Source organism: Companilactobacillus bobalius, assembly GCF_009764355.1.
This window is the reverse complement of the sequence record NZ_LNUA01000060.1, coordinates 118,084-131,977: the sequence shown is the minus strand read 5'-3', so window position 1 is coordinate 131,977 and position 13,894 is coordinate 118,084. Positions and strand designations below refer to the sequence as shown.

The 13,894-nt window shown below is 34.2% G+C and carries 10 protein-coding genes and 1 pseudogene; 7 read left to right on the top strand and 4 right to left on the bottom strand.

What is annotated here, in order from left to right; translation table 11 throughout:
* Window positions 1-57 precede the first annotated feature (57 nt).
* Window positions 58-1,383, bottom strand: a complete 1,326-nt coding sequence (locus ATN92_RS14145; RefSeq protein WP_056951531.1) for a sensor histidine kinase — start codon at window positions 1,381-1,383, stop codon at window positions 58-60.
* Complete coding sequence (locus ATN92_RS14140; RefSeq protein WP_056951461.1) at window positions 1,373-2,065, bottom strand: response regulator transcription factor; 693 nt, start codon at window positions 2,063-2,065, stop codon at window positions 1,373-1,375. The genes ATN92_RS14145 and ATN92_RS14140 overlap by 11 nt, the downstream gene beginning before the upstream one ends.
* Window positions 2,066-2,277: 212 nt before the next feature.
* On the opposite strand from ATN92_RS14140, the gene ATN92_RS14135 reads away from it, so the two are divergent.
* The gene (locus ATN92_RS14135; protein WP_411762973.1) at window positions 2,278-4,734 is read left to right on the top strand and encodes a glycosyltransferase family 39 protein; all 2,457 of its coding nucleotides are present in this window, start codon (window positions 2,278-2,280) and stop codon (window positions 4,732-4,734) included.
* A gap of 22 nt (window positions 4,735-4,756) precedes the next feature.
* A complete protein-coding gene (locus ATN92_RS14130) occupies window positions 4,757-5,722 on the top strand; it encodes a glycosyltransferase family 2 protein (RefSeq protein WP_056951459.1) in 966 nt (321 codons plus the stop codon).
* Window positions 5,723-5,927: 205 nt separating this feature from the next.
* Here ATN92_RS14130 and ATN92_RS14125 read toward each other — a convergent pair whose 3' ends face one another.
* Window positions 5,928-6,905 (bottom strand): GMP reductase, encoded by a 978-nt coding sequence (locus ATN92_RS14125; protein WP_056951457.1) that lies wholly within the window; start codon window positions 6,903-6,905, stop codon window positions 5,928-5,930.
* Window positions 6,906-7,217: 312 nt separating this feature from the next.
* Between ATN92_RS14125 and glnA the strand changes: the two genes are divergently transcribed.
* Window positions 7,218-8,546, top strand: coding sequence for a type I glutamate--ammonia ligase (gene glnA, locus ATN92_RS14120; RefSeq protein WP_056951455.1), 1,329 nt, complete (start codon window positions 7,218-7,220; stop codon window positions 8,544-8,546).
* Window positions 8,547-8,702: 156 nt separating this feature from the next.
* The gene (locus tag ATN92_RS14115; RefSeq protein ID WP_056951453.1) at window positions 8,703-9,140 is read left to right on the top strand and encodes a MerR family transcriptional regulator; all 438 of its coding nucleotides are present in this window, start codon (window positions 8,703-8,705) and stop codon (window positions 9,138-9,140) included.
* Window positions 9,141-9,277: 137 nt separating this feature from the next.
* Here ATN92_RS14115 and ATN92_RS14110 read toward each other — a convergent pair whose 3' ends face one another.
* Window positions 9,278-9,559: a hypothetical protein gene (locus ATN92_RS14110; protein WP_056951451.1), complete on the bottom strand. Its 282-nt coding sequence runs from the start codon at window positions 9,557-9,559 to the stop codon at window positions 9,278-9,280.
* Between the two features lie 213 nt (window positions 9,560-9,772).
* Between ATN92_RS14110 and ATN92_RS14105 the strand changes: the two genes are divergently transcribed.
* The 3 genes and pseudogenes from ATN92_RS14105 to ATN92_RS14095 all read left to right on the top strand — a co-directional run bounded on the left by ATN92_RS14105 (window position 9,773) and on the right by ATN92_RS14095 (window position 13,885).
* Window positions 9,773-10,894: a hypothetical protein gene (locus ATN92_RS14105; protein WP_234032610.1), complete on the top strand. Its 1,122-nt coding sequence runs from the start codon at window positions 9,773-9,775 to the stop codon at window positions 10,892-10,894.
* A gap of 10 nt (window positions 10,895-10,904) precedes the next feature.
* A pseudogene (wsfD, locus tag ATN92_RS19930) lies at window positions 10,905-12,333 on the top strand (glycan biosynthesis hexose transferase WsfD).
* The gene (locus tag ATN92_RS14095; protein WP_056951448.1) at window positions 12,326-13,885 is read left to right on the top strand and encodes a polysaccharide deacetylase family protein; all 1,560 of its coding nucleotides are present in this window, start codon (window positions 12,326-12,328) and stop codon (window positions 13,883-13,885) included. Before wsfD ends, ATN92_RS14095 begins: the two are co-directional and overlap by 8 nt.
* The last annotated feature ends 9 nt before the right edge of the window (window positions 13,886-13,894 follow it).

Below are 13,894 nucleotides of genomic sequence, written 5' to 3'. Positions count from 1 at the left end.
TGTAATTACGCCTCTAAATAGATACTGCTTGGAATAGGTAATGAAGGAAACATTGTTTTAATGATTTTTTTTGATTGGTAACTCAACGACAAACTCGCTGCCGTGTGGAAGGTTGTCTTGAATAAAAATTCTACCATGGTGATTTTCTACGATCTGTTTAGCAATTGCTAATCCTAGTCCGTGACCACCACTCCTTTGGTTACGTGATTTATCAACTCTATAAAAGCGATGAAAGACTCTTTGTTTGTCAGCGTCACTAATACCAACACCAGTATCAGAAACGATGAATTGATATTTGGAGCCTTCAATTTGATCATAGATCCTGATGGTTCCGTTTTTAGGTGTGTACTTAGTGGCGTTGTCTAAGAGAATAATTAATAATTGTTTGATTTTATCACGATCCAAATAGAGTGTGGGATGGTGATAAAGATTGATTTGAAAGACTTTGGACTGTGAATTAATAATATCTTTGAAAGGTTCGATCGGATCTTTAAGAAAGAATTCTGGTTGAGTATATTCGAAGTGCAGTTCTGTTGTGGCCTGATCAAATCTTGCCAAATCTAACAAATTATTGGTCAAATTGTTTAGACGACTAACTTCATCGAGTGAAACTGAAATTGATTCAGCTTCGTCAATGATCTTTTTATTTGGTCGAGTCAACATATACTCTAATTTACCCTGAATGATTGTTAAAGGTGTTCTTAATTCGTGGGCAGCATCATTAACGAATTCAGTCTGTTGTTTCCAGGATTTAACAATAGGTAACATATTGATACGAGCTAGAAAATAAGAAACTACTAAAGCAATTACCCAGAAAATGAAGAAGGTAAGGGACAAGATTTTAATAAAATTCGTCATAGCTTGTATTTGCGTATCAATATTTTGCATGATCAAAACATAATGACCAGCATACATTGGATTATTATTATTTTTTGAGACTTTTATTAATATTGAACGGAAATTCATATTTTTAACAAGTAAAGTTTGCTTTTTATTAAGAGCTTTTTTATTTAATTTTATGTTTTTTAGTATAGAATACCGATTTCCTAAACTGGATTTATTTAATAGTTTACCATTATTGTTAAAAACTAAGATTGAAGCTTGGAAGGGAGCCTTAGGACTGGGTTCCTTTTTTTTGTCCTCAAAATGATCATTTGGACCATGAGGTCCCATTTGAGAATCGTCCTGTTTCATAGTGGGTTGTTTTTTGACGGAAGCCATTTCAATCTTGATATCTTTATCAATACTTTTATAAGTAGAGGATTGGAAGAGATTAAAGATAATTAATCCCAAAGTTAAAAAAAGAATAGCAAAGGCGGCCATGATTGAAAGAAATAATTTGAATTGTTGTCGACGAGTAATAGTACTTTGTTTAGATTTCATTTTCATCTTGGAAAATATACCCAACATTTCTAATAGTTTTGATTAAGTTGTCGTTGCCTGAAGGACGCAATTTTTTACGTAAATTACTCATATAAACTTCGACGACTGTAATTGAAGTATCAGAGTCAAAGCCCCAAATACGTTCAAAAATTTGATCTTTGGTTAAAATAGTATTTTTGTTTTGCAATAAATAAACTAGTAAATCATATTCTTTACCATTTAATTCGATTTTTTGCTGATTGGCTAAAATTTCATGATTATTTAAATTCACTTCTAAATTATTAATTTTAATGATGGAATCATCAGTTAAAACACCGCTTCTTTTTAACAAAGCTTTAACTCTCACTAATAATTCTTCACGATGAAACGGTTTAGTTAAGTAATCGTCTGCTCCCAAATTGAAGCCGTGAACTTTATCATCCAATTCAGCCTTGGCAGTTAAAATTAAAACAGGGGTGTTGATGCCGTCAGTTCTGATGTTCTTTAACACATCGTAACCATTCATTTCAGGCAACATGATATCTAAAATAATTAGATCGTAAACATTTTCAGTAGCGGCAAACCTCCCACTTAAACCGTCACTTTCAATGTTAACTTCAGAAAAATCTGATAAGAAGGTGGCAATGTTACTTGCTAAGTTCTCGTCATCTTCCACTACTAAAATTCTAATATTATTTGACATAAAAATCTCCTTTTACAAATTCTACCAATAAGTATAAAACATAAATTTTAATTTAAGCTTAATTTAAGTTAGTTTGTCTAATCTTGTTCCTGTCGTTAAGAAAGGAATTGAACAGATGAAAAATTTACAACCGATTTTATTATCGATTCTAGTTTATTCAGTCATTTGTTTTTTAATCAATATAGCTTTTTAGAGATAGGAGAAGATAGATGATGGAATCAAAAGAATCTAGTCGTGTTCAAAAAAATGAACATAATAGTTTTCTACATAAATTGAGAAATATTAAGTATGACTATTGGTTGATTGCTATTTTAATTTTAGCAGCCTTCCTGTATGCCTGGAATATCTGGGAAGCAGGTGAAGCTAATAATTTCTATACAACAGCAATTGTCAGTATGACAAAGAGTTTCAAGAATTTCTGGTATGCCAGTTTTGATCCGGCCGGTTTTATAACCGTTGATAAACCGCCAGTAGCATTATGGTTTATGACCATTAGTGCCAAAATTTTTGGAGTTCATGGATGGAGTGTTGTTTTACCGTCAATTCTATTCGGGATTGGTTCAGTATATTTGATTTACAACATGGTCCAAAAACGTTTTGGTAAAGTTCCAGCTCGTTTGGCCGCATTGATCATGACATTGACACCAATTGTTGTAGCGGATTCGAGAACTAACAATATGGATGCTACATTGGTATTCTTCTTGTTACTATCAGTTTGGTTCGTTCAAAAAGCCGTTCAAAGCAAACAACAGCGTTATGTTTGGATTGGCTTTGCTTTAATTGGATTTTCTTTCAATATTAAAATGTTACAAGCCTTTATGATTCTACCCGCACTATATTTGTACTATTGGATCGCTAGTGATGTTAAATGGAAAAAGAAGTTAGTTCATTTATCCATAGCAACAGTTTTCTTAGCTGTTTTCACGTTGATTTGGCCCTTGTCAGTCGACATGACTAATTCAAATAGTCGTCCTTATGAAGGTGGTTCAGAGACCAATTCTGCCTTGGAATTAGCCTTCGGTTATAACGGAACTCAAAGATTATTAGGACAAACAACTGGTACTGGTGGTGCCTTCCCAGGTATGTCTAGTTCTAAGAAGAGTAGTAAGTCAATGACTCCACCAAGTGGAAGCAGTAAGAAATCTGGTTCAAAACAACCGACGCCACCAAGTGGATCTAAGAGTAAAAACAGTTCTAAGATGGGAAATCCACCATCTAAGTCAGGTAAGTCAAATGGTGCACCTAAGATACCATCAGGTGGTAAAGGACAAGGCCAACCTGGAGGAAATAGTCAAAAAGGTGGCGGTGCAGGTACTGGTGGCGCCGGCGGTGGTGCTTTCAATATTGGTACTGCTGGACCATTTAGACTATTCCAAAAAGAATTAGGACCACAAATCAGTTGGTTGTTGTTAATAGCATTATTTGGTCTAATCTCTAGTTTTGCTTACTACCGTGGTTCGAAAATGAAAAAATGGTATTCACTCAATGCCCAAAGAAAAGAACTTTGGCTTTGGGTAGGTTGGTTAGTTCCTGTGGCCGGATTCTTCTCAGTTGCTAGTTTCTTCCATCCTTACTATACAATCATGCTAGCTCCAGCAATTGCGGTTTTAGCCGGAATCGGAACTTTTACGATGATTCAACAGTGGCGCGAGAAGTCGCTTTGGGCAATGCTTTTGCCACTGGCAATTCTTTCAACAAGTATTTTACAAGCTTGGTATTTAACAGATTATTATCCAACCTTGGCATGGGTCTTGTTGATTGCCGGAATTATTGTTTCGATTCCATTGTTCGTTCTTCCTTGGATTGCTATTAAATTGAAGAATAAACGTATTTGGCCAACGATTGCTTTAATTTTAATTATGTTGGCACCTAGTTATTGGTCATTGACTCCAACCTTAGCTGGCTCAAGTGATGGTATTCCTAGTGCAGGTCCATCGTTGCTATCTTCTGCCGGCGGTGGTGGCGGTATGGGTAATTCCCAAACTGATTCAACTTTGCTTAAGTATTTAGAAAAACATCAAGGTAATGCCGAATATCTTTTTGCAACTGATGATTCTAGTACTGCTGCCCCTTATATCATTGCAACAGGTAAAGCTGTTATGGCAATGGGCGGTTTCAACGGAACTGATAAAGCTATCACATTGAAGCAATTTAAGAAGTTAGTCAAAGAAGGCAAGTTGAAGTATTACTATTCTGGTGGTAAAACTGGTGGTTCTAATAATGAAATTGTCAGTTGGATCAAGAAGCATGCTAAGAAGGTTAAATTAAGTAGTTCTAATAATAACCAAGTAGCAAATAGTTCAGTAACAGTGTCTTCGAAAACTAAGAGTTCATCTGCCAAAGCTCCAAGTTCTAATAGTGGTAATCCAGGTTCAAATCAAGGTGGGATGCCTAGTGGTAAAGCACCTTCTGGACAAAAGAGTTCAACTCCACCAAGTGGTTCTAAACCAAGTAAAAAACCATCAGGTACAAAAGGTAACGCTGCACCTAACGGCAAAGGTAGTGCACCAAATGGCATGAAGAAACCAACTGGTAAGAAGAAATTAACTAAGAAACAATTAAAGAAGATGAAGAAATCTGGTAAATCAAGTAGCCCATCAATGGGCGGCGGTATGGGTGGCCCTGGTCAATCAGGTACCTTATATGATTTATCCAGCATTTATAAATAAGCTTAGAAAGGAATGATTGACGATGAATCAATTAATATCGATAGTATTACCAGTTTTCAATGAAGAGGCCGGTATTCAAGTAACCATTGATACGTTACTTAATTATATTGAGCAACAAGAAGAACGGTATGAACTGATTTTTGTTGATGATGGTTCAAAAGATAAGTCAGTTCCTATTATCAAACGAGCCTTGGCTCAAAATAATAGTATTAAATTAGTAGAATTTTCACGTAACTTTGGTCATCAAATAGCTATCACAGCTGGTCTGAATTATGCCAAAGGTGATGCGGTCGTTGTTATGGATGCGGATTTACAAGATCCTCCCGAAGTCATTCCCCAAATGATTGAAAAATGGCATGAAGGGTATGAAATCGTCTATGGTAAAAGAATGCAACGTGATGGTGAGACTATTTTCAAAAAATTCACTGCTAAGATGTTTTATAGGACTTTCAGAAAATTAGCTACGATAGATATGCCTTTGGATACCGGTGATTTCCGTCTAATGGATCGTAAGGCTGTTAACCAATTGATGAAATTACATGAGAAAGATCCATTCGTCAGAGGACAGGTGACTTGGATTGGTTTTAAACAAACTAGTGTGAAATATCATCGTCAAGAAAGGATTGCTGGAGAAACCAAATATCCGCTTTCTAAGATGATTAAATTAGCATTAGATGGAATCACATCGTTTTCGATGAAACCACTACAATTCGTTAATATTTTTTCCGTTGTACCTTTAGCAAGTAGTGTTTTTTATCTAGGTTATTTAATAGCCAGTCGAAATTATAATGCTGCTTCTGTTGGGGTAACAATCTTACTATTTAGTTTAGGATTGTTGATGTTATCCATTGGTATATTAGGAAGCTACCTGGGTAGAGTTTTGGACCAAGTTAATGATCGTCCCAGATATATTGTTAGTAAAACAGAAGGTTTCGAAGAGAGAAACAATGGAATTCATAAATTTAACGCTCGACAAATTAATAATTAATCAAATTAGAATTAATCTTTAAAATTAAAAAGTTTTCATACTGTTTAATTAACATAGAATGTGTTACAGTAATGATAAATTTGATAAGTTGAAAGTTGTTTGATGGACAACTTTCTTGTCAAATTGAACATGAACTATCCCATTCATAAAAAAGAAGCTGACGAACACCCAGTCGTCAGCCTCTTTTTTTGTATATTGATATATTTTAATAGACATCACCATTATAAATTGAGTTCTTTACGATGACGTAATCCACTTTACGTAGTGATAAGAGATCTTTGCCACCACCGTAAGAAATTGAAGATTGAAGATCTTGTTGCATTTCGGTTAAAGTATCCATTACCTTACCTTTATAAGGAACAAGCATTCTTTTACCTTCAACGTTTTTATATTCGCCCTTTTGATATTGGGATGCTGATCCAAAGTAAGCTTTGTACTTTTGGCCGTCTTTTTCGATGACCTTACCAGGAGATTCTTCGTGTCCAGCAAGTAGGGAACCGATCATTACCATACTTGCTCCAAAACGAATTGATTTGGCGATGTCACCGTCGTTTCTAACACCACCATCAGCAATGATGGGTTTGCTAGCAGCTTTAGCGCATAGTCTGATAGCAGCTAATTGCCAGCCACCAGTACCGAAGCCAGTTTTTAATTTAGTGATACAAACTTTACCAGGCCCAATACCAACTTTAGTAGCGTCAGCTCCAGCATTTTCCAGTTCACGCACAGCTTCTGGGGTACCGACATTACCGGCAATAAGGAAACTGTCTGGAATGTTTTGCTTGATGTATTTAATCATTTTAATGACACGATCACTATGACCGTGTGCAACGTCAATTGTAATATAATCAGGAGTTAAGTTCTGAGCCTTTAGTTGGTCAATGAACTTGAATTCATCTTCTTTGATACCAACACTAATAGAAGTAAAGAGTCTTTTTTGTTGCATATCTTTTATAAAATCAATTCTAGTTGCTGGTTCAAAACGGTGCATGATGTAAAAATAACCATTTTCAGCTAGTTTTTCAGCCAAATTTTCATCTAAGATAGTTTGCATATTGGCTGGTACTACTGGAATCTTAAAAGTTTTAGGTCCAAATTGTATACTTGTGTCACATTCTGAGCGACTGTCCACGATACATTTGTTCGGTATTAGTTGAATATCTTCATAGTCAAAAACTTGCATTTATTATTCACTCCATTAATTACGAACGATTATTATTTTTATATTTGATTTCGTTCGTATCTATAATTTAACTGGTTCATACTCAGAAGTCAAATATATTCTTCGGCAAAATTAAATTATGTGATAGAATCTTGATATACAAAAGAATTTGTATATCTTATTATTGATTAGTTTTTTTAATAATATAGCGATAAATATTTGACACTGAAACATGTAATTGGTATTATCATCATATTGTTAATGAAACCTTATATTAATAACGTTTATTAAAAGTCTACAAAAAATTGGTATATACAATAGGAGTGGCTAAAAATGCAACATTATACTGCAGAAGATATTACAAAAATGGTAAATGATGAAAACGTTGAATTTATTTGTTTAATGTTTACAGATATTAACGGTATCATCAAAAATGTTGAAGTTCCTGTTTCTCAATTGGATAAAGTGTTGGCAAACAAGATTACTTTTGATGGTTCATCAATTGATGGATTTACTCGTATTGAAGAAAGTGATATGTTACTACACCCAGATCTATCAACATGGTTGGTTTTCCCATGGGGAGAAGAACATGGTAAAGTAGCTCGTTTGATCTGTGATATTTACAAATCAGATGGCACACCGTTCGAAGGTGATCCTCGTGTTAACCTTAAACGTGTAATTAAGAAAATGGAAAAGATGGGTTACACTAATTTCAATATTGGTTCAGAACCTGAATTCTTCCTATTCAATCGTGACGAACAAGGTAATCCAACCTTACATTTAAACGATGATGGTAGTTATTTTGACTTTTCACCTGTTGACTTAGGTGTTAATGTTCGTAAGGATATTGTGCTTGTTCTTGAAAAGATGGGCTTTGAAGTTGAAGCAAGTCACCACGAAGTTGCCCCTGGACAACAAGAAATTGATTTTAAGTATCAAGATGCTTTGTCAGCTGCAGATAGTATTGAAACATTCAAACTAGTAGTTAAGACAATTGCTAGAAAGAACAACTTATACGCAACATTTATGCCAAAACCAGTTCAAGGTATTAATGGTTCAGGTATGCATATCAACATGTCATTATTCAAGGGTGATAACAATATCTTTGATGATCCTGATGATATGTTATCTGATACAGCTAAAGAATTTATGAGTGGTGTTTTGAAACATGCTCGTGCTTTAACCGCTATTAATAACCCAACTGTTAACTCATATAAACGTTTAGTTCCAGGTTTTGAAGCTCCAACATATATTGCTTGGGCAAGTAAGAACCGTTCACCATTGATTCGAGTACCTGCTGCCTCGGGTAAATCAAAACGTATCGAAATTAGAAGTGTGGACCCAACAACAAATCCATACTTGGCAATTGCATGTATCCTTGATGCTGGACTAGATGGTATTGATCAAAACTACGAATTAATGCCAGAAGTTAAGGATAATATTTATCACATGTCTGATGAGGAACGTCGTGAAGAAGGTATCATTGATTTACCTTCAACATTACACAATGCTCTTAAGGCTTTGCGTAAAGATGAATACGTTCAACAATCACTTGGTAAGGATCTAACAAATAGTTTGTTTGCTGCTAAGAATGCCGAATGGGCAAGATATCAACAAACAGTTTCCCAATGGGAAAGAGATACTTACATGTCACAATATTAAATTACGAATAAAAATGGAGTGATGTTTCACTTCATCTAGGCTGCAGGTTCACTATGAGTGGACTTGCAGTTTTTTATTTCATTATTAAAGTAATATAAAAGTATGAACTATACGGTTATACTTAAGGTAATAATTTATATTGAAGGGAATATTCAAATGGCTTATTCAATTGGACAAGTGGCCGAAAAAACCGGCCTTTCAAGCTATACCTTGCGATACTATGATAAAGAAGGACTAATGCCCTTTGTTCATCGTGATGACAATGGTCGTCGTGAATTTACTGAAAATGATATGGATTTTGTTGATCTTATTTCATGTCTTAAAGAGACAGGAATGTCGTTGAAAGAAATTCGAGAATTCGTTAATATGTCGATGGAAGGTAATGTAACTTTAGAACAAAGATTAGCCATGTTTAAAAAACAACGTGATGAAGTAATGCGTCAAATCGCTCAGTCTGAAAAGTATTTGGAAAAGCTTGATCATAAAGTTAAGTACTTTGAAGCTGCCTGTGCGGCGGGTTCTGAAGATGGATTAGAAGATTTTTGTGATACTTTGGAAGCAGCTTCAAAAGCTAGTCAATCTATGGATAATTAATTTTTTATTTACATAGGTTTTTCTGGAAATCAGTTTTTTTTAATGTTAAGATTTAGCGTAATCAAAATTCTGATTACTGCTTTCCCCCCAGAGAGCAGAAAAGGTCTCAGCGTAAGCTGGGACCTTTTTTATTGCTATTAATCTCTAGTAATGCTTAGAATGGCGGTAGTTTTAATGGAATTATTATTGCCTTTGCCAATTGTTAACCAATCGGCAGCACTAATTAAACCTTCAAGCTTATTTTCTTCATCATCTTCAGTAACCTTACCGTCTTCGAAACCACCTTTAAAAATACAATCCAAGTAGTAGTGGTCAGCATTGCTTGCCATTAGTGATGATTGATATTTCCAAGCCACCAAATAAGTATCTTCATTTATAGGGATATTCTTGCCGTTAATTAAATTAATGTTCAAAGCCATGAGAGCGCCTCCTTAAATTCGATTATATCAGAGATGAAAAGAGATATTTCGAAAATATAATATTTCAAAAATAAAAAATATTCAAATCCATAATAAATTTATACTAAAAGAATTGGCATAGCGTCAAATATCGTAGATAATTAAATATGATAGTAAAAAGATATACAAAAAAGATGTTAAAAGTATTAACTTAGTATTAAATGGGGGAAAGTCTTGAAAAAGAAATTACAAGCAGTTCTGTTGATTTTAACAATTTTCATTTTGACGGGATGTAGTAGTCAAGAAAACAAAGTCTCAGTACCTAATGGTGACAGTAACTTTAGTAAAAGATCCCATTATGGTAACTATATTTCTAATGAAAAAAATCTACGCCATTTCATTGAAAATAAAATGATGACTAAAAAAGGTATTTTTACAAATTACAAGAAACAATCTTACAAAAAAAGTGTTGCACGTGGTCATGAACTACTTTCAGAATCATCAGGTATGTGGTTGGAATATTTAGCTTATACACATCAATATAAAAAATTCAGAGAATTTTACCAGGCAACTAAAAAAACTTTTGATCAAAAATCTCAGTTTAGTTATCGTTATACACCCACGACTAATAAAAAGTTCGATGTTAATGCTACTTTAGATGATTTAAGAATCATTCGAGCCTTACAAATGTATGCTGATCAAACTGGAAATAAAACCTTTAAAAATGAAGCCGCACGAAGATTTATGTCGTTGCAAAAGAATACAATGAGCAATGGGAAAATTGCTAGTTTCTATGATGTTAAGACAAAGAAGGCTAGCGATGATGGTTCGCTAGCTTACTATGATTTTTCGACATTAAAGTATTTTGAATCAACTTCTGAGCAGAATAAGAAAATGTACAAAAAGCAGTTAGCGGTTGTTCAAAATGGATATTTAGGTGACGCCTTTCCTCTATATGCTTCTAGCTATAATTGGCGTAGTAAGACTTATAGCAATAGTGACTTGAATACTTCGGAGGCTTTAGAGACGTTACTTCACTTGTCAGAAATAGGTAAGTTGAAACAGGTTTCTTTAAATTGGTTACAAGATCAAGTAAATCGCAACACGCTATATAATAGTTATTCCATTAATGGAAATGTAGTTAGTCGTTCTCACTCAGCTGGTAGTTATGCTTTGGCAGCTATGATTTTTGCTAAACAAGGTAACAAGGCGATGTATCAGAAGGCTATGAAATTAACTTGGAAATATCAAGTGAAAAATAAAAAATCCGCTATTTATGGTGGTATCGGAATTGAACATCAGAATGAGGCTTATTCGTACAATAATTTAACAACGTTATTAGCAGCAAAATATTGAGGGTGAGTATTTGAAAAAATTTATATACAACTGTTTGAATAAATTTTCGAAATTTGTCTCTCCAGCGTTGTTGGCAACAATTTTAGCGGCTATCATTAGCGGTATTTTGTTATTTATACCACCGATTCATGGGTTAGCTGATAATGGAGATTTTTATCGTTCTATTTTGAGTAACGGTATTTACCGTTTGCCAACTAGTTACAGTCAGTACAGTGATTTTGTGATAACCAAGTTTGGCATTATGCAGTATTTCAATGAGAACAATGTATCGGTATTATCGTCACAGACATTATTTATTCAATTAGCTTTGTTACTGAATAAAATATTCTACAGTAGAACCATTTTTGATATTAGATTTATGGGATTAGTCTATTACTTATTTTATTTGGGTGGAATTTATCTTTTAACTAATGCTTTTGTCCGTCCTTATCGTAAAGTTAAGAGTTACGTGATGGCACTTTTGATCGTCTTCATTTTTGCTGACTCGGCCTACACGCTATATTTCAATTCTTTCTTTGCCACGAAATGTTTATTCGAGAAGATGGCCAATGACTTTTTTATTTTTCATTTCGACTATCTTGCTGATTACTAATAAGCAGCAAAATGCTCCATTAGCCTTAAGTTTTGGTGTAGTGGCAATTGGTATCATGTTTTTACCACATTTTAAGGCTAGAAGAATGGCTACAGCTCTGGGAATTATTTTAGTGCTTATATCAGGTATAGGAATCTACAAGTCTATTGGATCAGAAATTGTTGGTGCTAACACCTTTCAAACATTTTCACACGGAACATTGTTGGAAACGAGTGACCCTACTAAGAAAATTGAACATGGTGGGGTTGATGGACAATTTGCACTTATGAGAAATGAAAATTATTATTCTAAAAATTATGCAACACTAGATCCTAGTAGCAAATATGTTAAAAAACATCTAATGGATAAAACTGGTTTTGCTTGGATTATTCGATATTATGCCGGTAATTTAAAACAGTTTAATAATTTGTTGGATGTGGCAGCTAAGGACGTAACGGCGGTTCAGCCGCGTGCTGTAGGTGATTTTGTCAGAAATTCAGGTCATAAACCAGGAGAGCAGGTTAAATACTTCACGGTATATAGTTCACTGTTGGGGGCTTTTTTCCCTGGTAAATACGCTTTTGATTGTTTGTTAGCAGTCGGGTTTATTGCTGTATATAGTGTCGGCTTCTATTTAGATATTAAGGCCAAACGTTATATGGGAATTTTACGATTCTTTTTAATATTTGGATTGATGACAGTTGTTGTCTTTGTACCGATCGTTTCTATTGTTGGTGATGGTGATGCTGACCTAGCCAAGCATTTGTTCTTAGTGCCGATCAGTCTGAATATGTCTTTATTGATGTTTATTTCTGATTTAATGAATCACACATTGTGGAATACTGAGGGGGATGAAGTCAGTGAATAAAAGAATTAAGTTTTCTTTAGTAATGTCCTTAATGTTGATTTTGTTCTCACTGGTTAATTTTACTCACACGGTAGGGGCAACTTCGAATAATAATCGAGTCTTATTGGTTTATGATTCGCAAAATGATGTAAAAAATGATAAAAAAAATATTGATGCGTTACAACGAAGTCTAACTAGTATGGGTTTACAAGTTAAGACTATTCCGCAGGCAGATTATAAAAAAAATACTTTGAATGAGAAATATTTAGGCGTTATTACGATGATTAATTGGCGTCAAGTTGGATTAATTAATCAAGACTTTATTAATGATCGGGATAAGTTTTCAGGTATAAAACTATATATTGGTGAGAACCTCACGCAAACGGAAACTAATCAATTAGGGATTAAGGTTCAGAAAGTTTATCAACAGCAATTTATTTTAAAAAATGATACTAATCACGAGTTATTGCCGTTTAGTCAAAGCATTACCGTTATTACACAGCAGGCTGAAGGAGCAGAACAAGTAGGAACGCTGTCAACTCAACAGTCGGATCAAAAAAGTTATCCTTTTGGTTATATCAATGGTAAGCAAGGCTATTTGCCATTTTTTACAAATAAAGGTTTAAGCTTGATTGTTCAGACTCAGATGATTGCTCAACTATTTAATCGAGTGGGAAAGTTTCGACCGTTGTTGACGATAACAAATGTAACCCCATATACGAATTTACAAACTTTGGATGAATTGAGCAAGTTTTGTTACAGAATGGAAATTCCCTTTGCCATAAGTACTACTTCTGTGAGTGAAAATACTGAAATGAAAGCTTTCGATCGGTTCACAGCGGTTTTGAGAAATATTGAAAATCGTGGTGGAATCATATTTTTACAAACACCTGAAGTAAGTAGTGGAGTGGATACTGATGGTCAATTGCTTAATCAGAAGTTTTTGACGTATATTGTCAGTTTAGCTCGGCAACAGGTCTTTCCAGTTGGAATAAGTTCGGCTGGTTTTTGGAATCAAGATAAAATTTTACGGAACAATTCGTTAAAGTATGCGGATCACTGGTTGTTGATGCAAGATGGCACTAAGGTTACGTATATTGATCAGGATAATAATTCACAGGTTGCTAAACAGAGTTTCTTTGCTATGCCGGCAACTTCGCTCAATAATGTGAAAAAGAATAATTCGACGACATTTGTAATTCCAACGGCATTAACAATTAGTATGCCGTATTCACAAAAGGAACTGGAACATGTAGAGAATGAAATTAAAAATCTTCATTTAAGTTGGTACAATCCAGTAGAAGAAGGTTTTAGTTCAGAAATCAATACTGAAACCACTAGTTTAAAATATAATCATGGTGATTATTTAGTTAATGGTAAGTTAGAAGATATTCGGAATACCAATTTGAATTTGAATAAACAATTCTCAGATGGTAAATCTAATTCACTATTTAAGAATTACTTTAAAGTCCAAGGTAATATTTTGGCCGTTTTCTTTGTCATTATCATGGTAATTCTTTTGATTTTTATTTTTATTGGACAAAGAGTTTATTGGAATCGATTTAAACGATAGGAGGGATAG

Excerpts from the sequence above, each read along its gene's own strand:
- ATN92_RS14145 (WP_056951531.1), bottom strand. The coding sequence starts at position 1,383 with ATGAAATCTAAACAAAGTACTATTACTCGTCGACAACAATTCAAATTA.
- ATN92_RS14140 (WP_056951461.1), bottom strand. The coding sequence starts at position 2,065 with ATGTCAAATAATATTAGAATTTTAGTAGTGGAAGATGACGAGAACTTA.
- ATN92_RS14135 (WP_411762973.1), top strand. The coding sequence starts at position 2,278 with ATGGAATCAAAAGAATCTAGTCGTGTTCAAAAAAATGAACATAATAGT.
- ATN92_RS14130 (WP_056951459.1), top strand. The coding sequence starts at position 4,757 with ATGAATCAATTAATATCGATAGTATTACCAGTTTTCAATGAAGAGGCC.
- ATN92_RS14125 (WP_056951457.1), bottom strand. The coding sequence starts at position 6,905 with ATGCAAGTTTTTGACTATGAAGATATTCAACTAATACCGAACAAATGT.
- glnA (WP_056951455.1), top strand. The coding sequence starts at position 7,218 with ATGCAACATTATACTGCAGAAGATATTACAAAAATGGTAAATGATGAA.
- ATN92_RS14115 (WP_056951453.1), top strand. The coding sequence starts at position 8,703 with ATGGCTTATTCAATTGGACAAGTGGCCGAAAAAACCGGCCTTTCAAGC.
- ATN92_RS14110 (WP_056951451.1), bottom strand. The coding sequence starts at position 9,559 with ATGGCTTTGAACATTAATTTAATTAACGGCAAGAATATCCCTATAAAT.